The organism is Planococcus sp. ISL-110, assembly GCF_018613575.1.
Taxonomy (GTDB): domain Bacteria; phylum Bacillota; class Bacilli; order Bacillales_A; family Planococcaceae; genus Planococcus.
In genome coordinates this window covers 50,118-76,235 of sequence record NZ_JAGGPX010000018.1, presented here as the reverse complement: position 1 = coordinate 76,235, position 26,118 = coordinate 50,118, and the positions used below count along the sequence as shown (strand labels likewise).

Here is a 26,118-nt window from a genome sequence, read left to right as displayed (position 1 = left end):
AAAAAAGTTATGGGACAAAGCAAAAGAGCCAGAGAAGAAAATTGACGCCTTCTTCTCTGACTCTTATAAACCATCGTTTTTGATAGAGTTTTCGTCACCCTTTAGTTACTGGGTACAGCCTCAACTCACACCTAGAGCCTTAAATACCGCATCTATCGGATCTGCGTAAAATACTGGCTGCACCTTTACTAATAAATCAGGGGGAACCGTCTGCAAGTCCATTACCGATGACGCAGGGATTAGCACTTTTTTGGCCCCTGCATCGACGCAAACTTGTAAAACATTCGCAAATTCTTCTACTTTTGCAATGGTTCCTCCAACGGTCATATTCCCAATAACGACGGTACTTTCTTGAACAGGCTTGTCCAATGCTCCTGAACATAAGCCGATTAGTTCTGCAATCGCAAGTTCGTCGGTCAGGCCAATTCCTTGAAGATCACTAATATGCATCAAGTAATCTTTTGTTTTTGTACTAATGGTATTACTGATGCTCTTGCTGTTAGCTGTGAAGAAGCGGAATGCTGTATCTAAGCTTTCTTTTGTGTCTCGAGAAGAACCAACACCCGATTTATCAAATTTGCCAGTGCCACTGACTACTTGGTTTTCGAGTTTGTAGACGCCTATCATTCCTGAGTGGCCATGCCCTACAACATAGACATGTCCAGGTTTGCCCATGCCTTCAGGAATAAGTTTTCCGCCGCCTTGTTCTGGAACAGACACATGCTCTTCTTCTAGCGTTTCTTTGTCGATATAAGAGAACATCACATCATAAAATTCCATGCCGCCAATTTTCTTTAATTGTTCTTTGACCCGGCGACGCCCTTCTAATGCATAACGCAAAATCTCCTCAATATCCTCTTTTGTGTAGATTCCGTTTGGATAAATGAGTTTTACCATCCCTGACACTGTTTTGCGAACGGCTATGGTATCCCGTTGGTTTAAGTTGTTACCCAATTTAAAATAACGATCTGTTGAATCTGCAAACGAACGCTTTCTCATTTCTCTAAAGAATTCAGCGATATAGTCTACAATAAATCCGTATTTATCGGTAAAGAAGTCTGGTCGCATTTTGGGGATTTCCCAGCCGGGCATATAATAATGCATGCGATCGAAAAATGCCGTATCGTTTGCCATTTCTTCAGGGAATGGCGCAAATAAATGCGAAGTTTTTAATAATACATCTAAGCTTTGATTGATATTCCCGACAAACACCATAGAGGCTGAAGCGTTTTTTTCTTCTTTACCTCTCGCAAACGACCCTGAAGCCATATAATCCTTCATAATTTGAATGCCATCTTTGTCTTTAAAGCGAATACCTGCTACTTCATCAAACGCTACGCAATCCCACATTCCGACCAGTCCAACTTTTCGAGTAGACATATTGTAGAACAAATTGGCTACAGTTGACTGCCCACCTGAAACTAAAATGGAGTTAGGTGAAATTTCTTTGTATACGTGTGATTTCCCTGTTCCACGAGGTCCAAGTTCACACATATTGTAGTTGTTTTCTACAAGAGGAACGAGTCGTAAGAGTAGATGCCACTTTACACGGTCCTCTAATTGTGTTGGTTCCATTCCAGTCGACCGAATCAACGCATCTATCCATTCATCCTTCGTAAACTGCTTGCGTCCTTCAAACACCTCATTCATGTCCATATTCGGCATCTGAATTGGCTGCAGACTACTGACACTAAACGGATTCGAAGCTCTCACTTCTTCATCGTAATAATAATCAACCTTGACCATACACCAAATCCCACCGACAAGAAGCTTGTCGAACTCTTTTACAAAATTAGAAGCTATCGGAACGCCTTTTAATCCAAGGTTCGAAAACTCCGCTTCATACGTATCAATCCTTGGATTTAAAGCCACAGTCACTTTATCAATAATCGAATACTGTCCCAATTCACGAATTCTCGATTTGATTTTTTCCGACTCATCGGGACGAACAAAATTATCTGTAAGGATCTTTTTAACACGTTCAACGCCCTCTTGAATGCTCTGCTCGTCATCTGTGGCCGCATACATCCCCAATAGATATTCAAGCACATAAACAGGCACGTTGGCGCCTTCTTTGATGAGTTTGGTTAAGTCTTTACGAACCACTCGGCCAGCAAAAGCTTCATTCAATTTTTTATCAAGATCTAGTGTCAAAGTTCCCTCTACTTTTTCTTCCACAATTACACCTCCTCAATTAAAAATCAAAGTCACTGACAATTCCTAGATTGATGGAGAATGGTGTTTTCTCTGTCACAACCCCTGTTTCTAGATCTTTTACAAGCAAGTAATAGGTTTTGTTACGATCATACGAAATGCTTTTCAAAACAAATTGAAGCTTGAATGTACGATCTCCTGGGTTATTAAACGTGCGATCTCCGATAATCGTTTCTTCATTGGATAATACCGTTCCATCCGCATCTGCGATACATATGACAACTGTGCGTGGAATCATCTTGTCTCCCACTTTTTCTGTTTGGAAAAAGTCCAAATTGAAAATACTATTCGTAATTTTACGTATCGAACTTGTTAGTTTAACATCTACTTTTTGTAGAGAATAAGAGCCTTTTTGGCCTACTCGCTTGTTTTTATATTTTACTAACGGAACAACGACTTCTTGTAGACTTGCACCACCATGAACAAAGTTTACTCCAGTGCCTTGCATGCGATTGCGAATTGTCCCGTTTGGTACGTAAGCTGTCAATTGCTCTACATTGTCCACAACAGAAGACAAGTTGATGCCCAGCTGTCCTGAAATTTCTCGTTTTTCTTTCGACAACACATACCGACGTTTTACTTCAACCGCATCCAGTACTTCATTGCCTATTTTATCGCTTTCTTCTAATGCATCTCGCTGATACAAAAAGCCATGATCAGCAGTAATATAAACGTTAGTTCCACTTAAATCGTCGCGGATCATTTTGACCAAGTCATACAACTGATTTAATGCTGTTTCAACTGCGTTAAACGTATAAATTTCAGTTGAGGCTTTATCGCCCATTGCATCAATTGTGTCGTGATAAATATACACAACCCGCTTACCTTTAAACGTTTCTCGGCGACCGGCTTTATTCATAGCTAGCATATCTTGGAAGTGTATGGCGAGACTGTCTTCCACATAAGACCCTATAATTTTTTTGCGATTTTCGAGTCCTGCCGAATCCCTACCATCTACTAGTACACGACCTTTTTCATCAAAATCTAAATTACGATGCGGCAACAGTGATGCCATGCCTAACTTCGTTACAGAAGGCACTACGCCAAGCATTGTCTGCATCTCACAAATGCCTATCGTTTCTGAATTCAATCGATCGGTAAGTTCCATTCCCACCTCATAACGCATTGCATCCGAAATAATAACAAAGACACGTTCACCTTTTCGAACATGCGGAGCAACCGTTGACGAATAGAACCCTTGCTGAGTTTGAACTCCTGGAAGCGACCATTCCTCGACCATTTCTGACTTAACCGATTGTGACCAATGGGAGCTCAATTCGCCCATAAACCAATTGGTATACAAATGTTCGACGAGTTCTTTTAACTTTTTCACTAGTTCGTGATTATTTTCTTCATCATAGGCCACATAGAATTTCCGGTAATACGTATCCATAACATAATATTCATCACGATAAGCTTTGTACAAATCAACAGCTGGCCCTTGTGGAATACCTTGCTGATGCGCTTTATAAAACTCATGCATTTTTACTGTGTAATAAAGAGCTTCGTAAATGGATGCGTACTTTTCGTAATAGTGTTTTACGCGTCTCAATTTAATCAGCTTCGTGTACTCTTCGTAATCTTCAAGCTTCTCCATTAAGCTATTCGCAATATAGATGATAATGGCTTTATCGATATACGGGAATGTATCTGCCTGTCTAAACTCGTCTACCAGGATATCTTGTAAAATACTTGGCAGTTGGATTTCCTGTTCTACCATTTCAGCATACTGATCAAAGACTACATCATCTGTTTTATGGTGCATCCAATGATCAATAAACACCAATGCATTGGCTTTGTTTCGTACGGCTATAAAGTCCTTCACACCCGTTAAGTATTTATCACTTACAGAATGTGAAAGTGCTGTAACAGTCAAATGAATAAACAAGGTCTTCAAATTGTTTGTTTTGCGCACATAGCCATAGTGATCGGCGACATATCGCCAAAATACATCTAAATCAAAAAATCGTTCCAGTTGAGATAAAAGTTTGTTTTCATCATCATCTAGCGTATCCATTAGCACTTCTTTTAACAACGCTTCAAAATCAGGTGTTTTCACATTACACAATACACTCATAATTGCCAATTCAATCGTTTCCTCTGAGTAGGACTCGATGGCGAATGACTGGAATTTGCGGAAGCGTTCTTTGTTGTTAAAAAATTGTTCGTATTTCTTAATAACCGCTCTAAGAGCTGGATCCATCTGAAGTTCATTTAAGATAAGCGAGATTCGATCTGCGAAAAAGGTCTTGGAATAGAGCACCGTATCCGCTAACCAGTTATCTTCTACGCCTAGTTCTAAGTTGGTATAGATCAGATAAAAGGAAGTGGGATCTTCTTCTTCCAACAAATGCTTTATATAAAATGAATTGCGATTGGATAAGGTTTGGACTTTAACGTTTGGTAATACTAATTGACCGATTTCCTCCGTAAATTCTTCGTCTTTATCCACCCAAAACACAAGCTTTCGTTGTTCTCCGTCTTTTAACGGTTCATTGAAAATATCTTCTAGCGCGGACTCAATTTGTGTCAGGTTCATAGCGTTCACCTACTCTCTAAAATTAAAATTTCAGGCTTATATTTCCTCATGCTCGTAAACATCTATTATTTTTCTGATGATTTCCTTTAAGTGTTCTACCATTTTTTGGGATTCTAACTTGATTTCTTTTCTTAATTCATCCTTTTTTAACTTTTGAGGATCTTTATTAAATATTTCAAAAAAATCAAACTCAACAGCTATATATTCAGCAGGCGACATGTCTATTTCTTTTTTTAACGGAGGTAATTGATTTCTTTTACCATTTATAGTTGCATATAAAACTGAGCTGTATAAGTCTATTAACTCTTTGTACGTTGAAACAAAAACATTATTGTGTTCATCTAAACACACTTCGCTATCATACATTCCTTCATTACATATAAGATTACCAATATTTTTATCGAATTGACTTCTTTGAATTAATTCAACCGGCAAAACTAGGTGCTCAATTTCCCATTCATTTCCTTCCCTATCAGTATGTATACTAATTCCATCAACTATACTTCCAAATATTTCTTCATATCCATTTATAAAAATCTCTTCGATTTTACTATGAGCAATAGTAACTAAACTGATCTTATTATATTGTTCTATCAACGAATATAAACGGCTACACTTTTTTTCTAATTCCGCCCTTAGTCCATACTTGTAGTCATTTTTCACAATGTCCATTAATATAGGAGTTTCTATATTCTTTAAAGTATATAATTTAAAGTTGATTTTTGAATCTAATTCATCCAGTAGTGGCTGATATATAAGATTTTTTCTTTCGATCGCTAATGACGATTTCTTTTTCGCTCGAAAATACCCAACAAACCCGCCGCCGACAGCTCCAATTAGAAGAACTCCAACTCCCGAAACAACATCTGTCAAAACAGTTTGCCACTCTACTATCCCCACTATTTACTCACCTTATTTCTATATTTGTTAGATTTAAATAAATTACACTAAACACTATTGTATCTTCACTATACATCTGAATAAAAGAGAAGTAAGTTCAATAATAAAAACTACTTCTCATTCAAACATCAAATTTTCGCAACTAATCCATTAAATTTTTCATAGTTTACTTTCACGCCATCATCTAAGTCAATTTCAATTTGCATATCTGCCATATGGTGAAGTAGCTCGTCGTATGCTTTCAATTCATCAATTTTTTTGTCGAGTGACTTGAGTTCTTTCTTAATGTTACTAATTTCTTTCGTAGTAGCGTCTCCTTCAATAACATCAAGTAAGTCTTTCTTTTCCGCATCTAAGCGAATTTGAACTTCGTGTAAATAGTCCGTCCGAATACGGGAAAGCGTCGTTTTATCATAGCGGTGCATATAAATTAAGCAGTTAAATGCCTTTTCCTTACCTGATGTGAATAACCAGTAAATTGGTCGCTTCTTATACACTTGCACATGATCTTTATAAAAATCATTTAAGAAGTAGTGACGCAAGGCTTCTCTTGCTGTTTCATTTTTCTTTCGACCAATCGCTGCTGCTATAAAGTCTAGATTTTCTTCGAGTGTTTCCTCACTAAATGTTACTCGAACAAAGTCGACAAATCTTGTGACGATGTCATCTCCGAAATAGGCACCTGATAGAATTGGAATAATGTTATCTTCATCTGCTGGGAATATTTTGTATTGCGACGTATCAAAATCTCCACCAGCGTAGATTAAACCTTCTTCTTCAAGTGAATAGCGACCTAATGAACAGCCGATAGCATAAGAGATAAAACTTTTTATATCACGTCCTAAGTCTGCTTTTCGAATAGTTATATTATTCTTATCTATTCCAGGTGTTAGCTCGTCCTGCAGTTGGTAGGTTTCAATGAAAAGACGGTTTAGTTCTTCTTCGTTCGACTTAAGTTTATTAAATTGAGATTCAACAAATTCTTGCCATTCTTTAAATATTGACTCCATTTGGGCTGTAGAATAGTTCAAAAATGGATGTTTTTTAAAATCCCATGAGGTCTCAAATTGATCCCAATCTTTTTTTGATATACTAATACAGCTTTTGACAATCCTATTGATGTTTTCTTTTTCTAAAACATTATCAATAAACGGTAACTTGCTAATTACTCCATTGCTAATATTTAATGTTGGATTAATTATTTTTAATAAATTATGGCTAACGTTTGAAGTCATTAAACCCAAAATATAATAAATATTAGAATGGGTAAATAATGAAGATCCCCCTGCATCAAAAATAAAACCAGAATCTGAATAACGACTGCCTAAAGAAGAGGTACTAATTAACGACCATGTTATACACTCTCTAAAATAATAATCAGGATTTCTTATTACAGAACCTTTAAATTCCTTAAGTTCTTTTCCATTATTTTCCCAATTAATAATATACTCATTATTTCCATACCACTTCCTGAATCCTCCTCCTTTGTTAAAGGGAAACCATTTATATTTATAAATACTATTTTTATTTGATTCGTTAATGCCTAACCCCACTTTTCCAAAATCTACTTCCTGCCATAGCCTTAAAAACCTATTATTATCCGCAGTCGACAAACCTTGCTTAGGCTCTGCAATATCTGATAGTGGTGTACCAACCTCAAATACCCACCTTGTTTTTTCACTTATCCAATAGGCAATTGGACTACCAGGTATTTTAGCGAAGTTATCTTGGTCAAATGAATAGCGAAACGAAACCGAAGGATTTTTAACTGCCTCGATTGCTTTCTCTCTTTTCTCCCATGCTGTGTTTTCTTCAATCAACCTCAAATAAGTTCCTTCTATATTTGAGGTTACAATGTTTCGTAGTACAAAAGCTGTCGATTGTACAACTTCCCCGCCAATTTCCTCAAATGCTCTTGGTCCTAAGTGCAACATTGTGTCAATTAATTTATTATTAATGACTTTTTCACGCATTTTTTCAAAGCTAGATAAAAACATCCATGAATGCTGATTGATGGCCGCGTAGAAACTATTTTGTTTTAAATAGTGGTCTACTTCCATGAAAGAGGCAAACAAATCAGATTTAGAATCAGGATAGTTATTTTCTGTAAAATATGATAATTCCTCGTTCATACTTCTTGAACTCATGTATGGCGGATTCATGACGACAATATCATAATACTTGCTCATAATATCTGTTTGTTTAATGAGTTGTGGAAGTAAATTTAATGCCCGCTCTCGCTTTTCCGCTTGAAAAATATCTTCAACTGGTGTTGAATTGATTTGCTGAAGTCTTTTCTCCAAATAAGTTGTATCTGTTTCCTTTACTTGAATTAGGGAACCAAAAGTTTTGGCACTCGTGAATTGTCCGAAAAAATTTTTCAAGTGTCCGAATAGTGTACTATAATCATCGCCTGCTATATAGGCAATATCGTCGTCGTTCCAGCCATTCGTTTCCTGAACAGATGCCAAATTAAGAGTTAATCCTTCTCTTTCGATACTTCTCAAAAAACGTCTATTATATTGCAATGCTTTCATAACGACTGAAAAGCTTGCCAATTGATATGCACGATCATCAATATCTAATCCATACAAATTGTTCTCTATGATTAGACGAGGAATTTCCCGTTCCATGTAACCACATTTGCTGTAAATCTCATACAATACATCAAACATATACAATAAAATATGCCCACTGCCCATTGCCGGGTCAAAACATTTTATTTCTTCCACATTTAATTCTTTGTTTACATACGGAGCAATTTTTTCTTGAAAATCTTCTTGTTCGTGTTTCAAGAAAAATTCCCAATGCGCTATTAAGTCGCTATGTTCTGGATGAGCTTCTGTCCAATAACGCCCGAGCGAATTTTGTACCATATATTGAACAATCCAATCAGGTGTAAAAAGTTGAGTAGCAAAAGGTATTTCCTCTGCTTTATACTTGTTTTTTGCTTTGAATACCCGGTCTTTTTCTTCTGCAATATAATATTGATACAGCCACCCAATAACTTCCGTTTTTTTCCAATTAATTTCCGGTATAAGTTCTAAATTTGTCATATTAGTAATGAATGAATCAGTCCCTAGTAATCCCTCTGGAAAGAGAATCTCAGAATAGTCTTCAATTTTCTCAAACATAAACGGCATATAGCGATTTAAGTCATTACAATGCATTTTGATCAAGTATTTAAATAATTCATCTGTTTTGTTGTTCAGCTTCAAATCATAAACATAATCTTTGTCTAAACTTAAATTTAAAGATAATGCTTCTTTCATCATGTCTGGTTCTGCACTGTCTGAATTCGAAGAAAGCACACGTACTTTTGTTGGAAGGTAATCATTTACTTCCATGTAACGCAATGCGACAAAACGATTGAACCACGTATATGCCGTTTCATCCATTACACGGGAAAAACCAATTTCATTGATTCGAGCAATGAGCTTGTTTCGTTGTTTTCTTTCTGTATCCGAAAGCTGTCTGCCTTCAATAAAGACAGCGTCTGAGCTTTCTATGCTTGCTGCTTGAATTGCTTCCGCTGTAATGCCTAATTTTCTAGCTTGGAGCTCTACTTTTCCAAGTAATTCTCTTCTTGATTCAGTTGCGAATTTTTTTAATGCAGATTTATTCAATGCGCTCACTCCTTATGTAAATCACAGGCATCAACAAAAATTAATCTGTCTTGCTGATGCCTGCTAGAAACCCCTGTGTTAATCGATAAATTCTATTTCTTTATTTGATTTAATGATTTGTTTTAATTTATGAGACAAGGCATTAATATACTTGTCTACGTCTTGCTCTGTCTTTAATGTATTTATGTCAACCAAGCTTGCTACTTTCACGCTTTGTTTATGAATTTCTGGTGGGCTAGTTGGTGGATCAACAACCTTACTGCCATGTTCTCTTTGATGCTCTCCTTCTTTCTTGCGTTGCCATTCAGCGAGTTCTTGCTTAATGTTGATGATACTTCTCTCTTTAAAACTCGTACTTTGGGCAATCGTCGCATCGACTTTATAAATATTGGTAAATGCATCTAAATTAGTTTGGAAGGTGGTATAACGTTCTTCGATGTGCTGCTTTGTTTCGTTAGATACCCCGTATTGTCCCGCGTATAAGGACAACTCATCATTATCCGCTTTTAGCTTTTCTTGAGCGTTATTTTTTTTCTCAGATAAGATGTAAGTAATTTGCTTTTCTAATTCATAGACCAATTCTGGAATTTCTTTAATCTCTCGATAAGGAATTGGATTTTGGATAATGGACTCGAGACTCGTCATAGCTTCTGTTACGGTTGCCCCTGACAAATACGCTTTGTTTTCTTCGTACTGCTTCAGTCCAGCTAAGCCTTGATCAAAAATTTCTTTCTGATTTGTGTCAAAGAAACTTTTCACATAAACGACATCTTCTTCCCAATCAATCAAGTCTTCTTCAAGTTCTGTTAACCGGGTAAAGAATGTAGCGTTATCAATTTTTTGATCAAATTGAGTAAAGTACTCAAGTCCTTTATCAAGCAAGCTCAACCCTGGGTATTTTCGTCCTTCATAACGCACTTTATACGAATTGATTTCGTCTATTTGTTTACTAATGAGTGTACGAATATCTTTAATAAGACCATCCTCATCATCTGCTAAATCTGTTGTGTTAAACACTTCTCTGCAGACACGTTTGGCAGTCTGAATGAGTGCACCGTCAACTTTCACCCGTTTAAAGAGGAGTCCTTTATCTGATTCGCTCGCTTTTCCAAAGACCGTTACTAATTTATTTGTATCTACTTCAGGTTCTAAATACTCTGCATTGTATCGAATGCGAATACGCTGTTCTTTTAATAACTCTGCAAGCAACCCGGCAATGTCCAGCTGCTTCCATCCAAACGGTTTATCTTGGAAGCGCTCATATACCAATTTCACGCGATTTTGTCTTTGCGTTTGATCTTGCATATCGATAAATTCATAGACTTCTCGTTTAGCTAATTCGTTTGGCTTTGTCACGATTGTATCGTCTAAAGACAGCTGATCATTGGTTGAAGCTAAAACCTCGATTAATTGTCGCTCATTCTCCATATGCTCTTTTATATATCCTAATTTGGTATAGACATTATCGACCAACTGTTTAAACGCGAAGTTGATTTTTTCTTTTACAGAAGAACCTTTACTATCCATTTTGTCCCCATTGACAAAGAAAGATCCATTTTTAATCGCATCATCTAAAAGCTCGCGTACTCTTCGTCTTCTTTCACGCACTTCGGCTTGCTTATTGTTTAAGATGTTTTGAATATTTTCTGGAAGCTGTGTAATGTTCTTTTTCTTACGAAATTCTTCTATTTTTAATGCTTCTTCTATTTCTTCAACATATGCTTCGTTACCACCAAGTTTAATTATCATTTCACTGCTGCCTGAAGTCATCATCATCATTTCCTGATCTGACTTTTGGTAGTTGTCTGATAGCGGAGATAAGATGTGCAACCCGATACTGGATGTTTGATTGCCGTAATTTTTTTCATCCATTTTTTGATTGAAAGCAAAAGAATAAACTTTGTCGTAGTTAAACCGTTTATCTTCGTATAAATCTTGGAAGATGTAGTTCGCTAACTCACGTTTAATGATGTCTTCATCAATATTCATTTGTTTAATTTCTCGGTTAATATCTTGTTCATCATCTGTTAAGAAGAGGTAGTAATCGCCATTTTTTTGAATCAAGGTTTGTCCAATTAACTTTCTTAAAGAAGCTTTGATTTTTTCTTTGAGCTGCAGTTTGTCTTCATCGATATGTGTAACCATAAGTGTGGCGATATTATCAATGTTTGCTGGCAATTCTTTAATGTATTTAATCATGAACAATACTTTCAATAAGTCCTGGTTAAATTGATCATCTTTTAACGCAGAATTCTCCGTTGTGCCTTCAATGACTCTCGATATCGATGGGTTTAAAAATTCTTTAATCGTATCGTAGAACGCATAGAACGGAATTAGAGAGCCCTCATCTTCATCTTTGTACCGAAGTCCTGCTTCTTTAAAAGCGGAAAGCATCGAACGTTCTCCTTCAGATAAATGCTTTCCTGATGAGCCGTGTTTACGTACTTGCTCAAATACATTTTGCAATAACTTAAATTGGTACGGTATGAACGGATAGACTTCAGCAAATTCTTGCTCATTGTCATATCCTCTAAGGTCTGCTGTGCTACCTGAGAAACTGATGAGGTTTTTTAAGATGGCGCTTTTTTCAGGATATAACACCTTCAGTTTGTCGTTAACATGCTTATGCTTCTCCAAAATTCGCTTTTTAATAACTTCATCGACGGATATCGAAGATAAAGATAGTCTTGTATCAAAGCGTCCTTGAATACGAGAAAAATCATCGCCTTTAACTTTTACTATGGAGTCAATACTTTCTTGTGATGTCACCATGATCCACACTTTCCCTTGCGCATGTGTTCCTAAATCTTCTGTTAGTGTTTGCAAGTTAAGCATTAAATTGCGACTGTCTCCTATGTATTGACCAATTTCATCGACTAAAAATACTAAGTGGAATTTCGGTCCTTTTTCATCGATGTATTCTTTTACGTCTTTTGAGAATTTCTCAATGCTAATTTCAAAATTGTTCACGCCGTTTTCGAACCAGTTGCGTGCAGAGTCTTCCGACATATCCGTCACTTTGGTTAACGCTCCAATGACATAGTCTGCATCGAAATAGAAACTGTTACGACGCTCTTCCCACGACTCGCCTGCTAGCGTGTGGAACTCTTGTTTAAATGCTTCGTAGAGGCCTTGCTTGTCCAAATACTTTTCCATTTCCGCTACACCTGGAATATCTCCATAATAGCCTCTATGTTCGTAAAATACTTTCATGAAAACGCGTAAAATGGCATCTTCTTTTGATTTGTTATCCAGTGAACTTTTAGAATCAATGTTAAACAAAATAACTTCTGTATCCACATCAGCAGTACGTTTCATATTGGAATAGACTAATGCGTCTTGTACTTTGTCTTCAAAGAAATCGATTGGTTGTTTTCCTTTAACAAGCTGATTTTCTAAAAGGTATGCGAGAATTTTAAGGAAGTGAGATTTACCGGATCCGAAGAAGCCGCTAATCCAAACACCCATTTTATCCGTCTTGCCATTAATTCCTTTTTGGTAATTGTCGTAGAACTTCGAGAAATGTTTGTGCAACTCTTGTGTGACCACATATTCATCAAGTTCTTGATAGATATCCTTTTCATTCGTTTGTGCGACTTTAATAACGCCACGAATATCACGTTCAATATCCTTTAAAAACATATCTTTTAACAACATGTAAAATCCTCCTCATCTTATCTAAAATCAACTAATTTCTGTATTTCCCTAATCAACTAAACGAAATGCTCTATAATAATTGTCGTCTTTGAATTTGCTAAATAATTGCAACGATTGACCATCGTACGTTCCTGGGAAAAACATTACCACCGGTGTCTTATCCAATACTTCTTGGAGGTTATTTAAAATATTGTGCGAACGCACAAACGGGTATACTTTCCCTATCCCAGTTAGAAACACAACATTGTGATCGCCCAGCTGCTCTTTGATTTTTTGTAAAAATACTTCCGGTTTGGCAAAGGCAGTCATAGCTTTAAATAAGGCATCTTTTCCTTGACGTTCTTCCATATCAAAGATGCGATCGAAAATCCGTTTTTCTTTCGTAATCTCGATAAGCATTTTATACAAATCGAATTCAATGATTCGTCTATTCGTTCCCTCATAATTAAACTCTTTTTTTATGTGTTTTACATAATCTCTAACGAAAAGTTCACCCTCTGGCTCATAATCAAAAACATAGAAACTGATTTCATTACCTAAGCCACGCCCATCAATAAACTTTTCTTCTTTGATTTTTGGGATGATGTCATCCAGTCTTGCATTCAAATTTGCCATACTTTCCCCCTCATTCACCCATCGCTCGCACATACCGGACGTCACCGATACGGTTGAGGTGGTCTTTTATTTGTTCGTCGATGATGATTCTATTTAATTCATCGCTTCGTATATTTTTTAAAATCCCCATTTCGACAAGGACTTTTCGATAAGCTTGTTTTAATCGTTGAACAGTACTGTCAGACCAACTTGCTAAAAATTCGTCTTGTTCTGCTTTATGACTAAAAAATATATTGATTTCTTTTTTTTCTAATGTGTAGTCACTAGCTTCTAATTTTTCTCTAACTACCTCATTCATAAATTCGAAAAATAATCGATCTGTTTTCATGATTCCGTAAAGATTTATACATTTAGCTGTTTCTACAGGTTCTTCCAGTACATACCTGCTTAACCAAGCGTCTAATGCCTCTGTTCTCTTGATAACATAAGGAATTGCTCTTTTTATGCTTGTGGTTTTTTCGTATTCAAATATATTTTCATCAAGTACTTTCGAACGTATTTCAGCTTTTGACAATCCTTCGTACTTTAATGAGGTCACTTTTTTAAATTCTCGAAACATAAAAGAAGCTCCAGTCAGAGCCGAAGAATACTTCATTTCCATTGTCATCCACCCTATCCTTTCACACAAGACTATAATCCTAATTAATTTCCAGAATCCGTTTAATAATCACTAATCGTCTTTTTCCACTTTGTTGCTGAACTACTTTTGTAAACTCATTATTTTTTATTAACTTGCTTTGATTATTTTTATACATAGTCTTTACACCTTCAATAAGTTCATGCTCTCTAATTTCTTCTTCCCAATACGCATCTACTAACTTGTTTAACGCCATAGCCAAATCACGCTGAGTGCGGTAAAAAAGCTTAACTTCCATGAACGTCACCTCGTATCTTCTATATTTACTTACTTCTTATTTTAGTCTTACTTTATTCAATAAACAATTATAGATAAGGAATAGTTATGTAGCTATCTGATAGATTTGGGCTTTAGCAAATTAGTAATGCCTTATTCAAAATAAAAAAGCTAATTTGACAACAAAAACTATAGAAATCTCGAATAATACGGTTCCTCTTGTCACACATTTCATAAGTTTAGATAATCCTCTATTATCAAAACCTATTAAATGATAACGTATGACTTCTAAATAGAACAGATCGCTTACCTATATCACAAAAATCCGCAAATTGATTATGGACTAAGATTTTTATCACCAAGTGACGTACTCTATACCAACTTGTTTCATTCCACTAACCATCAAAGCTCTATAGACTAATGGATATAATTGTGGAGGGCTTACGTACTTTTTAAGGTGCCTAAGACACCAGCATCCATGAGGCTCCCACGAAAGAATTCATAGATTCTATAGCGGATCCGACAGCAGGAGGGAAATCACTAATTGCATCTGCCCGGCCTACCTAGATTTCATTTTTAGTTAGTAAAAGTAATAACATGTCATCAGAAATATTATTCCTTATGAGCGATTCATACTCTTTTGTGATCTCCCTGTTCCGAGCGGAAAGCCACACTTCAAAAGCTCCCTTTTCGTGCAAGTACACGATGGCAATTTTCAGCCCTTTATTTTTTAGCGGTTCTGGTGTTAATGAAAAATACGTCATGTCCAGATAGCCTTGATAAATACCGCTTATATTGTCGTGCGGGTATTTTTTGATCAACTCTGTTCTCAACTTGCCGATAAACTGCAGTATTCCTTTGTACGCAGCCTGCAGTTCTCCGTGTTGCAACTGGCTGGTGTATTCGTATACCAATTGATTCAGGTTTTTCAACACTCTCGCCTCCTCCCTGGAAGTTCCATTCTGCTGTTCTACATGGAGCGCTAGAAGCCAGTGCCTATTGGTCTTTATACATACAAACTATTTCCGTTTCTTCATGCTGTCGATCGCTGCACCTACAACCAGCCCAACTCCAGTCCCTACCCCGGCCCAAATGACATTACCAGTAAGGATAAGACTTAAGGCTGCACCAATTGCCGTGCCAAATACTAAACCCAATCCGGTGAAAGGTATTTTTGAGTAGTCATAATTGCTTTTTTTACCCATTAGCCTAACCCCCCCTTTTTTTCACAATATGGTTCCCGGCCACAATTCGAAAATCAGTACAGATATAGATAAAAGAGGATATTCCCTCAGTCTTTTCTTCAACAGACTGGGAGAATATCCTCTTTCTTTTTCTTACAATAATCCAATCCATTTCCAATAGGTCGCGCTGAAAAGCAATATCAGCAGATAACCGATGATGGTCAATGCCACGCCTGATTTCAAAAAGTCCTTCACGGTAAAAGCTCCTGTCCCGTAGGCCAGCATGTTTTGCGGCGCACTGATCGGAAGCAAGAATCCGAATGAAATGACAAATTGCTGGATCAATACAAAGCCGATTTCATTGCCGTCGAGCGGCAAAGTCATGGCCAAAGCGATGAAAATAGGAATCAATGCAGATGATAAGCTCGTCGCACTCGCAAAACCAAGGTGAATGAGAATATTGAACAATGACAGCAAGGCGATCGTCGCAAGAAGCGGCATATCTTCCAATCCCATCGCCCCAAACAGTTTATCGGACAACCATTGGGCCGCTCCCGTGCTCAATAAAGTGGAACCGAGCGCAATTCCGACAGCGAATACGATGATTGTGCCCCACGGAATCATTTTTTCTACCGTCTTCCAATCAAAGACTCCGATTTTTGGAGCCAGCAAAACAGCGATTGCCACGATGGTGACCGTTGTCGTATCAAATGGATGCAAGATTTCTTCTGTCGACCACAAAAGCAGCAAGCTCAGAGATACGACAATCAACCGGATTTCAGCCGGCTTAAGATGCCCTAATTCCTTCAAGTCTTTTTGAATCAACTCGGTGCCGCCTTCTATAACTTTCGTCTCTGGCTTAATCAGTTTAATCATTATAAAATACAGCACAATCGACATGATGATGGACCATGGCGCCGCATAAAGGAACCAGGCGCTCCATGACACAGTCTCTCCGAACTCACTTTCCATGAAACCAAGCGCTACCAGGTTCTGTGCAGCCCCTGTTTTGATTCCAACGTTCCAGATGGATACCGATTGGACCGCAGTGATGACCAATAGTGCTGCGAGGCGGCTATTGACAGGCAATCCGAATGCCGCAACCATGCCAAGCAGAATCGGTACGACTGCGCCGGCACGTGCTGTGGCGCTCGGCACGAAAAATGCCAGTACTATTGAAACAAGAATGGCACCAAAGACGATGGCTCCCGTTTTTGTACCGACTTTCGATAAAATCCACAACGCCAGACGCTTATGCAAATTCGTCGCTTGCATGGCAGCTGCCAAGAACAAGGCGGCAGCGACAAGCGCCACTGCCGAATTACTGAAACCCGACAATGCCAGACTGAGCGCCTCTCTCGTTCCGAGCAGTTCCCCTGGAATTTCTGGGTTTGGAGAAAGACCCAATAATAGAGCCATAAGTCCGATAATCATGGCAGCACTGACTGGATACGGAACCGCTTCTGTCATCCATAAAACGACTGCAAATGCTAAAATGGCAATCGTTCTTTGCCCGACGACTGATAAATCTCCCGGCGTTGGCAGTAAAACAATGATAATTAAAATGGCAAAAGCTAAAAAAATGTAAAGCGGTTTTAAATTGCGTTTCGGTTTTTCTTCTGTTGTTTTTTCTACCATAAAACCCACCCTTTCCTGGAGTATACTCTTAACTACTTCACACCCTACCGAGATCAGACGGTGGTGATTCTTGTTCAAAGCTTCAAATGAATGCATTAATAAAAACAGCTTACAATAGAAACAAATGCTTCTCTATCGTCTGATGGCGACTAATATATCGGAAGGTATGCTGATTTTCATTAGTATACCACTTGGTACAGCTCTTTAATCTCTTTAATTGGCGGAATGAAAAACGTTGTGATCTAATTAGCGGAACTCCTTCTTCAGTTGTGCAGAACACGCAGGATAGGTTAAGCCGTTGCTCGTCTCTTCAAACAGGCTATTCCATTTCTCCAGAGAATGATTAAACACGTAACGGCTGTTCCGTGAACAAAAAAATAAGAGCAACAATTCTCCCCCCACTTTCAGTCCCTAGACTTTTAACAATTTAACCTGTTAAGGGCTAAAAAAATTATATAAAAACCAAGTAACCACAAGAAATACCGCCCATTGGATGGACGGCAGGTTATTTTATTAAGTAGATCTCTCAGCGCCGGCGCGTCCACGGGCTAGGCGGAGCGATAAGACAGGCGTTCTTCCCTGGCTTATCGCGGGAGCCAATGAGGGACCAGGCATTCCTGGGACCTCATTTGCGACGAGCTTGCGCAGGAGCATTCGTCTTTGCTCTACCCAAAGCGGCCGAAGCGATGGTTGAAGTGATGGTTCTCACCTTCACCTCATATATTTGAAAATGGTTCATTTAATTTAACTTAAGCTTTCCAAGGTTTCACTTCAGAAGCTCGTTCCATCTTAGTTTCTTTGCTCTTAACCGATGGCTTTTTCGACCAGATTGTCGCGAGGATTGGTCCGGAAATATTATGCCAAATGGCTCCCCAGACACTCGGTAATGCGGCAAGCGGGCTGAAATGGGCAGTTGCTAATGCAACACCCAACCCAGAATTCTGCATGCCTACTTCGAGCGAAATGGCACGGCGGTCGGTTTCATTGAGCCCCATCGCCATAGCCGTCAAATAACCAAGCACTAAGCCAAAGCCATTATGCAAAAACACGGCGAAGAATACGATGAATCCTGAACTGATGACATTTTGGGCATTGGCAGCTGTGACTGCTGAAACAATGATCAAAATGGCAGCAACAGAAATGAGCGGCACAACTGAAATGCTTTTAGCGACCGCTTTCGGGAAGAAACGCTGCACCAGAATGCCAAGTGTAATCGGAATGATGATCACTTGAATAATGGACAGGAACATTGACAGCGGATTTACCGGAAGCCATTGGCCCGCCAGCAGCAGTAACAAAAGCGGCGTCATGATTGGTGCCATCAAGGTCGATAACGACGTCATCGCAACAGACAACGCTAGGTTTCCTTTTGCAAGATAGACCATGACATTTGAGGCTGTGCCTCCTGGAACGCAGCCCAGGAGCACAAGGCCCGCTGCCAGTTCAGGTGGCAGCTTCAACAAATAAGCGATGCCAAATGCGGCAAACGGCATGACCAAAAACTGCGCCGCAACGCCGATGACAACCGGAAGTGGACTCTTAAAGATGATTTTGAAATCCACAGGCTTGAGCGTCAAGCCCATTCCGAACATGACGACACCGAGAAGAATCGTAATATATGCACCAAACCCGATAAATGCTTCAGGCAAGAAAAAAGCCAGCAATGCGGCTAGGATGACCCAAACCGCAAAGTATTTTCCAGCGAACGCACTTAATGCCTGCAGTGTTTTCATTGGTTCTCCTCTTTCTTTTCCACTTTGATGTTTTTGCCGGGATTCAATAAATTATCAGGGTCCAGCGCCGCTTTGATTTTTTCCATGACTGCCAGTGCGGCACCGTGTTCTTGTTGCTGGTATTTCTGCTTGCCGATGCCGACACCGTGTTCGCCTGTAGATGTGCCGCCCCGTTCGAGTGCATACAGCACGATGCGTTCATTGAATTCCTGTGCTCGTGAAACTTCTTCCGGGTTGTTCATGTCCATCATGATGAGTGCATGGAAGTTGCCGTCTCCGACGTGTCCGACAATGCCGCCCGGCAAGTCGAGTGCCTCCAGGTTTTCCCGTGCATGGCCGACAGCTCCTGCCAGTTCAGAAATCGGCAGGCAAACATCCGTCACCATCATTTTTTTGCCGGGATAGCCGTGGATATAAGCATATGCCAAGGTATGGCGTGCTTCCCATAGCCGGTTGCGTGCTGCAGTGTCCGTTTCAAATGCTACTTCCTCGCATGCATGCCCTTGGACAATTTCCTGCATGAATTCCACATCCTGCTGCAAGCCGGCTTCATTACCGTGAAACTCCAAAAACAGCGTTGGCTTTTCTGCGTAAGCAGTATCATTGTATTTATTGACTTGCTTCATCGATTGCTCGTCGACCAGTTCAACGCGGGCAATCGGAATGCCTGCCTGCAAAATGGAGACGACCGCTTCTACGGCGTCTTTGACCGTCGCAAACGACGCGCGGGCGGCTGTGATAAATTCAGGGATGCCATAAACACGCAGCGTCATTTCGGTAAAGCAGCCGAGCGTTCCTTCTGAACCGACAAACAAGCCATTCAAATGAAGGCCCGATGAGGATTTGGCGGCCTTGTTTCCGGTGTGGATCACGGTTCCATCAGCCGTGACCACTTCCAAATCACGCACTTGGTCGCGCATAACGCCGTATTTCACGGAAGTGGTGCCGCTGGCGTTGGTCGCAGCCATTCCACCAAGTGTCGCATCCGCTCCCGGATCTACGGTGAAAAACAAGCCGTGCTTTTTCAGTTCCTTATTCAACTGGGTACGTGTCACACCCGGCTGTACTGTCACCAGAAAATCTTCTTCATAAACCTTCAACACCTTGTTCATCAATGAAAAATCGATTGTGATGCCACCGCTTTGCGGAATGACATGGCCCTCTAAACTAGAGCCGAGCCCGAACGGAATGACGGGAACCTGGTATTGCGTGGAGATTTTCATAACGGCTGACACCTGCTCGGTCGTTTCCGGAAAAACTACGATATCAGGCAATTCCATCTTATGATACGATTCATCTTGGCCATGCAATTCCTTGATTGTTTCGTTGACACTGATCTGGTCTTCTTTCAAATGTTCATACAAGCTTTGAAGAATGGTTTCTAGACTCTTGTTTGCCATGATTTGATCGCTCCTCTTCTGTTTTTCATTATCCTAATAAAACATAATCATCTTTTCTGAAAATTGGTCCTACCAATTAACCCAATTATACATAATAATCTGAAAAGCACAACGTGTATTTTCAGACATTTCCCATTTTTTTCGGTATGATAAAGAAAAGCGTCAAAAACCAAGCGGGCAGGGAGAGAGATCTATGTTGTTGAATCCGAAAAAACGGACCTATGAATTGATTGTGGAACAGATTAACATGCTCTGCCTGGAAAAAGATCTGCAACCGGGTGACCGGCTCCCTTCTGAACGTGATCTGGCCAGCTTGTTCGGTGTCAGCCGGAATTCGGTTAGAGAAGCACTGAAAGGCTTGGAAAGCAAAGGGGTTTTAGAAATACGGCAAGGCGGCGGAAGCTATCTGGCTGCGTCCAAACGGGATGCGCTCGGCAATGAGCTCCGCACTCACATAGACGAAACACAAACCCAATTGATCGACGAAATGCTCGAACTGCGCAGAGCGTTCGAAGTCGAAGCCGCTTCTCTCGCAGCACAGCGGGCCACTGCTGAAAATCTGGAAGCCATAAAACACGTGCTGTCGCAAATGGCCAAAGCGATAGATGATCCGGAAATGGGCGTACAGGCAGACTTGGATTTCCACCTGCAGGTAGCCTATGCTACGAAAAACCAATTGTTGATCGATTTGATGGAAACGCTCGCCAAACGGATGGAAGAAAATATCCGGGCGACCCGCAGACAACGCTTTACCGATAAGGACCGCCACCAGGATACCCTTAAGGAACACGAGGAGATTTACCTCGCTATTGCAAACGGCAACAGTGATTTGGCAAAGCAGCTGATGTACAAGCACATTTCCCGGATTCGCTTGGAGCTGCACAAAGCTCTTTAGGAATTGATTTGGATGCGTTCATAGATCTTTTTGAGATAAAAAGAGCGTCGACCTCAAGAGAGATCGACGCTTTTTTAGTAATTATAAATGGCTGCTATAATTCATCTTCCAGCAGCTCTAAAAAATCTGCTCTGCTCTCAGCGCCCATGTGATCCATGGCACTCAAACCGTCCGGTCCCTCCAAAGCAGGATCCGCTCCGTTTTCCACCAGCAGCAAGGCACTTTCATACTCTCCATACATTATGGCTGATGCTAAAACGGTCGAATAGTTATCTGCGGTATTAACGTCAGCACCAGCATCCAGCAGAGATGACATGACAGCCAGTTCGCCGTAATAAGCGGCGTACATCAAGGCGTCTGCACCTTCAGAATCCTTGGCATGGATATCTTCTCCGTTTGCGATAGACTCTTCAACTGCTGACAGTTCGCCCATAGAAGCAGCTGCCATCAACGAGGTCTCCCCTTCAATCTCAAAACTAGCATCGATTGCAGCATCTAACTCCGGAACAATCTGCGAAAAAGCAAATGCGCCTCCGGCAAACAGCGCAATTGTCAGGAAATAAGCAGCACCCAACACACCCACCATCAACGTGGCACCCAAAACAATTTTGCCATGGTCCGGCTCATAGAACTTCGTCTCGCTGTTGTCGAATTGATCAATGGCTTGTATCCGTTTTGGCAGACGTGGATGTGTGGACAACACTTCGCTCAACCAGACAACAGCATTCGATTCTGTCGCAATCTGTTCACGGTATGCATCCTCGTTCACTTCCAAATATGTCTTCTTGCCGATTCCAAGAAGTGTCAATGCCCGTTTCGCCGCTGCCGCATTTCGGATGGTGAAAGCGGCGTGACGGTCGCATGTATATTCACATGACCGGCTGTATGCTTCGCTGAGGAAAGGAATAAACCCAGCCGGCAAGATCAAGAGATTTTTCCAAATGTGGCGGCGTTTCACATGAGCCAGTTCGTGGGCAATGATAAAGTCCAACTCTTCCTGTCCCTGCTCGCGCGCCAGTTCAAACACCTCGGAATACAAAACGACCATGTCGCGGCCGAAAAAACGGGTAGCAAAAGCATTCAGCGCCCCTTCGGATTGGATGACAAAAACATCCGGCACTTTCTTGAGTTCCATTTGTTTTGCTAAGGTCTGTACGCGTTCATAGACATCCGGAAACTGCCGTTCGTGGATCCGGATTCCATTGCCGCGGATCGAACCGAGCATGATGGCATTTGCAAACAGCAGAATCACAAAGATGGTTAGGGCGATAGCGATGCCGAAGATCGATACAACTGCCGCTGCATAAATAAGAATGCTGAAAAACAGGCTGATCACAAAATAAACGGTTTCACTATTTGATTGAATAGTGTTGTTGTTCATCATTTACTCCTTCTCAATTTGGAATATCTTACATATAATAGCATATAGCGCCTATTCTAAAAATGCCTTTTCGCGATTTATCATTAATTTTTTGTCATGTAATTTGATGATATTTTATTAGCAGCTTAGACATCCTTGTTATTTGAAACTGATCTGACCAACAGTTCCTATGGCTTTAAAGAGAGTGTTGAGAATTTATTTAAACGAACAATTGTTTTTTCATATATGAAAGTCAATTCAAATCGAATAAAGCAAAAAAACTCATGCCTACATAAAAAAGCATAAACCTGCCGGAGAAATCAACACCTCTAAGGATGATTCGTTTTTCGTTATCTGTTCTGCTTTTCTGTAACGGAATTGGCAATGATATCGTCTATATAGTAAAGGAAGTGATAAATTTGAAGTTTAAATACTTAAGTATCCTGTTTATCCTGTCGTTATTACTTTCTGCTTGTACTATTGGAGTTGAGCCTAAGGAACATTTAGAAGAAATATATAGTGTCGCCTTGGACTCTATAATGGAACAAGATGAAGCATTAAGCAGCGATATGGAGTATATAGCTATTGATATGAGCAACTTCGAAAAATTCGACGATAGTGGGAAAGAAGAAATTTTACGTTACTTCAAGGAAAAATATAATGTCGATGTAATAGATGCTACTTTCGCACAATTGGAAGAAAAAGGATTATATAATCCTGATACGATGTCTTTGGACGGTGTTCTGCTTAGCATAGAAAGCATTGATTTTAAATTCAACAACAACATTTTTTTTGAGGGTTCCAAGTATCGTTCAGGTTCAGGGGCGTTTGGAGTAGAAGGTACAATACATTACCAAGATGATAAATGGAAAGCTAAAGAAGCAAAAATGACTTGGGTTAGTTAATTATTAGTGTGCAAACACAAGCTTGACGTGCAGAATAGGCCCTACCAACTAAACTACAAATGACCTTGCAGAAATTCTTAGTCTATAGTAAGATTTTAAAAGTAAATATCCATCTATAAGCGTCTGTATAACCTTAAGAATATGGCTTAAGGGTCTCTACCAGGAACCGTAAAATCCTGATTACAGAAAACGATCCGTTCGTTTTTTGTAATCAGGATTTTTTTGTATTTTCTGACAGGGATCTTTAAGCCATTTTTATATTACTCTATTTTGGAAGGAAGCGTACGAACCCATGAATTTGAAAGTTTACATTTTAGCATTGGCCACAGTCGCAGTCGGACTCGTGGAACTCATCGTCGGCGGCATCCTGCCGACAATCGCCGAGGAGTTCGGCGTCTCGTTAAGTTCAGCCGGTCAGCTGATCACCTTATTTGCATTGATTTATGCTATTGCAGGGCCTGTGTTGCTGGTGGCAACCAGTAAATACGAGCGGAAAAAGGTCTACTTGATTTCCTTGGCTGTCTTTTTCCTCGGCAATATCATGACTTTTTTCAGTCCTGACTTTACGTGGATGATGATTGCGCGCGTCATCACGGCAGCGAGCACGGCGCTTATCGTTGTCTTGTCTTTGACCATCGCCGCGAAAATCGTCGAGCCGCCATACCGCGCGAAAGCGATTGGCCTTATTTTTATGGGGATCAGTTCATCGCTTGTTCTCGGCGTTCCGCTCGGCATTCTTATTTCAGAGGCATTCGGATGGCGCGTCATCTTCCTCGGGATTGCCGCATTGTCCCTCGGCTCGATGGCACTCATTGCGCTCTACATCCAGCCGATCCCCGGAGGCGCAGCGGTTCCGCTCAAGCAGCAGTTAAAAGCCGTGGCGAGTGCCAAAATCGGGACCGCCCATCTCGCGACGATGTTCATGCTCGCAGGCCATTACACCGTCTATGCCTATTTCACACCGTTTTTGGAAACCAATTTGCAGTTGAGCTCGTTCTGGGTCAGCGTCTGTTACCTGCTGTTCGGAATTGCGGCTGTCAGCGGAGGTGCAATCGGCGGCACGATGTCTGATTCGATCGGTTCGAAAAGGAGCATTGTCATCGTCATTTCCGCTTTTGCAGCCGTATTGTTCCTGCTTCCGCTGACGACGTTTTCACTGATCGTCTTCTTGCCAGTAATGGTCATCTGGGCAGCACTGAGCTGGAGCCTCGCTCCGCCTCAGCAAAGCTACCTGATTGAAACAGACCCGGCGACATCAGATATCCAGCAAAGCTTCAACAATTCTGCCTTGCAGATCGGCATTGCTTTAGGCTCTGCCATCGGCGGCATCACTTTGACCCAAACCGGATCGGTCTCAAGCACAGCGTGGGTTGGTTCTGCTATCGTGTTACTTGCTCTTTGCTGTGCGGTATTTTCCATCACACGTCCGGTAAAAGAGCATAAAGCGAAACAGACTGGCAGCCAGCGGAACATTATTAAGATACACAAATGGCGCCCTACGAAATGAATCCATGTCACTTTAAAAGATAACTCGCATTAATTTAAAGCTTTATTTTGCACAGAATTCAAGAAAAACCAGTAACCTTAAAAAAAGGTCACTGGTTTTTTTAATTCTTTAAGTCGTATATCAAAACTTCCGATAATCTCTCACACGTAAACTAGTAAATGAATAGTTTTAAATTGCAAAACAGGGAATTTTTGTGTTCTATTAATTTAGCATGCCAACAAAGTGCAAACAACTACTTACCAAATTGATGCGGCCCATTCTGGATAGTCGATGAACGGGTTGCGGTTGCCTTGGATATCTTCGATTTTTTCATTGCGCTGTTGTTCCCAAGTGCTGACAGGATCTTGCTCATGCTACTCCAGCAAAGTGGAAATCTTGCCGTGGTAAGGCGTTGACCCATTATTCACCTGGTCGTTCAATTCCAAGTCCACCGCATCGTCTGACTCATAGCGGACTGCCATGTAAAACAGCATGCGGGCGACGTCGCCTTTTACCTCATCCGGTGGCTCCCAGGAAGTCGCAGTGCGCAAGCAGCCATCGCAGCCGCGCACTGCAGCGCCGCCGTAATCAAAGTCCAGGTTGCCGCGCAGCCCGTTTACTTGTACATCGGTCGGGCGCAAATGGTGGATATCCGTTCCCGCTCCCATCGCTGTGCCAAAACTGCCATGAGACTTCGCCCATGTGTGCTCGCGGTTCCAATCGCCGACATTGCCGCCGTTCAACGATTTTGAACGCGACTCCCCACTATACAATAAGAGCACGTTATTCAAATCGTTCGGGTCTTCGTCCGTTATTTTCAATGCGTCCCATACTTGTGAATAACTGAGTTGGCGGTGGTCATCGATGATTTCATGGAGTTCCGCTTTCAACGCCGTTCCCTGCAAACCATCTGCTGTTTCATAATAAGCAGATGGGGCAGGAGCAGGAACTGGCGTTTCCCCATACCCATCCATCGTGTGGTTCCCTAAGTGCTCAAATGTATCAGCGGGATACACAATCCACTCAGCCGAAGGATCGAATGCGTCATCCACAACGTTGTCGCCATCTCGGATATCCGGATTGCGGACCAGCGTGACATCTTTCGCATTTTCA

Annotated in this window: 17 protein-coding genes, 1 pseudogene and 1 riboswitch; of the genes and pseudogenes, 3 read left to right on the top strand and 15 right to left on the bottom strand. The window is 40.6% G+C overall.

Going from position 1 to position 26,118, the window contains the following annotated elements:
* Positions 1 to 120: 120 nt before the first annotated feature.
* From brxL to J7I83_RS12825, 13 genes are all read right to left on the bottom strand, one after another.
* On the bottom strand, positions 121 to 2,178 hold the full coding sequence (gene brxL / locus J7I83_RS12885) for a protease Lon-related BREX system protein BrxL (protein ID WP_215101356.1): 2,058 nt from the start codon (positions 2,176 to 2,178) through the stop codon (positions 121 to 123).
* A 16-nt stretch (positions 2,179 to 2,194) separates the two neighbouring features.
* Positions 2,195 to 4,753 (bottom strand): BREX-1 system phosphatase PglZ type A, encoded by a 2,559-nt coding sequence (gene pglZ / locus J7I83_RS12880; protein ID WP_215101354.1) that lies wholly within the window; start codon positions 4,751 to 4,753, stop codon positions 2,195 to 2,197.
* A gap of 36 nt (positions 4,754 to 4,789) precedes the next feature.
* The gene (locus tag J7I83_RS12875; RefSeq protein ID WP_215101352.1) at positions 4,790 to 5,653 is read right to left on the bottom strand and encodes a hypothetical protein; all 864 of its coding nucleotides are present in this window, start codon (positions 5,651 to 5,653) and stop codon (positions 4,790 to 4,792) included.
* A 128-nt stretch (positions 5,654 to 5,781) separates the two neighbouring features.
* The gene (gene pglX / locus J7I83_RS12870; protein WP_353048277.1) at positions 5,782 to 9,288 is read right to left on the bottom strand and encodes a BREX-1 system adenine-specific DNA-methyltransferase PglX; all 3,507 of its coding nucleotides are present in this window, start codon (positions 9,286 to 9,288) and stop codon (positions 5,782 to 5,784) included.
* Between the two features lie 69 nt (positions 9,289 to 9,357).
* Positions 9,358 to 12,936, bottom strand: a complete 3,579-nt coding sequence (brxC, locus tag J7I83_RS12865) for a BREX system P-loop protein BrxC (protein ID WP_215101348.1) — start codon at positions 12,934 to 12,936, stop codon at positions 9,358 to 9,360.
* Positions 12,937 to 12,984: 48 nt separating this feature from the next.
* Positions 12,985 to 13,551, bottom strand: a complete 567-nt coding sequence (locus J7I83_RS12860; protein WP_215101346.1) for a DUF1788 domain-containing protein — start codon at positions 13,549 to 13,551, stop codon at positions 12,985 to 12,987.
* Positions 13,552 to 13,561: 10 nt separating this feature from the next.
* The gene (locus J7I83_RS12855) at positions 13,562 to 14,152 is read right to left on the bottom strand and encodes a DUF1819 family protein (protein ID WP_353048276.1); all 591 of its coding nucleotides are present in this window, start codon (positions 14,150 to 14,152) and stop codon (positions 13,562 to 13,564) included.
* A gap of 37 nt (positions 14,153 to 14,189) precedes the next feature.
* On the bottom strand, positions 14,190 to 14,426 hold the full coding sequence (locus J7I83_RS12850; RefSeq protein WP_215101342.1) for a TIGR04540 family protein: 237 nt from the start codon (positions 14,424 to 14,426) through the stop codon (positions 14,190 to 14,192).
* Between the two features lie 541 nt (positions 14,427 to 14,967).
* On the bottom strand, positions 14,968 to 15,336 hold the full coding sequence (locus J7I83_RS12845) for a DUF7000 family protein (protein WP_215101340.1): 369 nt from the start codon (positions 15,334 to 15,336) through the stop codon (positions 14,968 to 14,970).
* 87 nt (positions 15,337 to 15,423) lie between these two features.
* Positions 15,424 to 15,609: a hypothetical protein gene (locus tag J7I83_RS12840; protein WP_215101338.1), complete on the bottom strand. Its 186-nt coding sequence runs from the start codon at positions 15,607 to 15,609 to the stop codon at positions 15,424 to 15,426.
* 132 nt (positions 15,610 to 15,741) lie between these two features.
* Positions 15,742 to 17,226, bottom strand: coding sequence for a DASS family sodium-coupled anion symporter (locus tag J7I83_RS12835; protein WP_215101336.1), 1,485 nt, complete (start codon positions 17,224 to 17,226; stop codon positions 15,742 to 15,744).
* Between the two features lie 749 nt (positions 17,227 to 17,975).
* Positions 17,976 to 18,959 carry a bile acid:sodium symporter family protein gene (locus J7I83_RS12830; protein ID WP_215101334.1) on the bottom strand — a complete coding sequence of 328 codons (984 nt, stop codon included), beginning with the start codon at positions 18,957 to 18,959 and terminating at the stop codon, positions 17,976 to 17,978.
* Positions 18,956 to 20,359: an FAD-binding oxidoreductase gene (locus J7I83_RS12825; RefSeq protein ID WP_215101332.1), complete on the bottom strand. Its 1,404-nt coding sequence runs from the start codon at positions 20,357 to 20,359 to the stop codon at positions 18,956 to 18,958. Before J7I83_RS12825 ends, J7I83_RS12830 begins: the two co-directional genes overlap by 4 nt.
* A 193-nt stretch (positions 20,360 to 20,552) precedes the next feature.
* Here J7I83_RS12825 and J7I83_RS12820 point away from each other — a divergent pair, with 193 nt between their 5' ends.
* Positions 20,553 to 21,254, top strand: a complete 702-nt coding sequence (locus tag J7I83_RS12820; protein WP_215101330.1) for a FadR/GntR family transcriptional regulator — start codon at positions 20,553 to 20,555, stop codon at positions 21,252 to 21,254.
* A 94-nt stretch (positions 21,255 to 21,348) separates the two neighbouring features.
* Here J7I83_RS12820 and J7I83_RS12815 read toward each other — a convergent pair whose 3' ends face one another.
* Entirely contained in the window at positions 21,349 to 22,635 is a 1,287-nt protein-coding gene (locus J7I83_RS12815; protein ID WP_215101328.1) for a M48 family metallopeptidase, read from the bottom strand.
* 398 nt (positions 22,636 to 23,033) lie between these two features.
* Between J7I83_RS12815 and J7I83_RS12810 the strand changes: the two genes are divergently transcribed.
* Together J7I83_RS12810 and J7I83_RS12805 are read left to right on the top strand one after the other, a co-directional pair.
* Positions 23,034 to 23,519 (top strand): peptide ABC transporter substrate-binding protein, encoded by a 486-nt coding sequence (locus J7I83_RS12810; protein ID WP_215101326.1) that lies wholly within the window; start codon positions 23,034 to 23,036, stop codon positions 23,517 to 23,519.
* 103 nt (positions 23,520 to 23,622) lie between these two features.
* Positions 23,623 to 23,722, top strand: a riboswitch (purine riboswitch).
* Between the two features lie 89 nt (positions 23,723 to 23,811).
* Positions 23,812 to 25,026 carry an MFS transporter gene (locus tag J7I83_RS12805; RefSeq protein ID WP_215101324.1) on the top strand — a complete coding sequence of 405 codons (1,215 nt, stop codon included), beginning with the start codon at positions 23,812 to 23,814 and terminating at the stop codon, positions 25,024 to 25,026.
* Between the two features lie 236 nt (positions 25,027 to 25,262).
* Here the strand turns inward: J7I83_RS12805 and J7I83_RS18135 are convergent.
* A pseudogene (locus tag J7I83_RS18135) lies at positions 25,263 to 26,057 on the bottom strand (endonuclease I family protein).
* Between the last annotated feature and the right edge of the window lie 61 nt (positions 26,058 to 26,118).

Excerpts from the sequence above, each read along its gene's own strand:
- pglZ (WP_215101354.1), bottom strand. The coding sequence starts at position 4,753 with ATGAACCTGACACAAATTGAGTCCGCGCTAGAAGATATTTTCAATGAA.
- brxC (WP_215101348.1), bottom strand. The coding sequence starts at position 12,936 with ATGTTGTTAAAAGATATGTTTTTAAAGGATATTGAACGTGATATTCGT.
- J7I83_RS12860 (WP_215101346.1), bottom strand. The coding sequence starts at position 13,551 with ATGGCAAATTTGAATGCAAGACTGGATGACATCATCCCAAAAATCAAA.
- J7I83_RS12855 (WP_353048276.1), bottom strand. The coding sequence starts at position 14,152 with ATGGAAATGAAGTATTCTTCGGCTCTGACTGGAGCTTCTTTTATGTTT.
- J7I83_RS12850 (WP_215101342.1), bottom strand. The coding sequence starts at position 14,426 with ATGGAAGTTAAGCTTTTTTACCGCACTCAGCGTGATTTGGCTATGGCG.
- J7I83_RS12840 (WP_215101338.1), bottom strand. The coding sequence starts at position 15,609 with ATGGGTAAAAAAAGCAATTATGACTACTCAAAAATACCTTTCACCGGA.
- J7I83_RS12835 (WP_215101336.1), bottom strand. The coding sequence starts at position 17,226 with ATGGTAGAAAAAACAACAGAAGAAAAACCGAAACGCAATTTAAAACCG.
- J7I83_RS12830 (WP_215101334.1), bottom strand. The coding sequence starts at position 18,959 with ATGAAAACACTGCAGGCATTAAGTGCGTTCGCTGGAAAATACTTTGCG.
- J7I83_RS12825 (WP_215101332.1), bottom strand. The coding sequence starts at position 20,359 with ATGGCAAACAAGAGTCTAGAAACCATTCTTCAAAGCTTGTATGAACAT.
- J7I83_RS12820 (WP_215101330.1), top strand. The coding sequence starts at position 20,553 with ATGTTGTTGAATCCGAAAAAACGGACCTATGAATTGATTGTGGAACAG.
- J7I83_RS12815 (WP_215101328.1), bottom strand. The coding sequence starts at position 22,635 with ATGAACAACAACACTATTCAATCAAATAGTGAAACCGTTTATTTTGTG.
- J7I83_RS12805 (WP_215101324.1), top strand. The coding sequence starts at position 23,812 with ATGAATTTGAAAGTTTACATTTTAGCATTGGCCACAGTCGCAGTCGGA.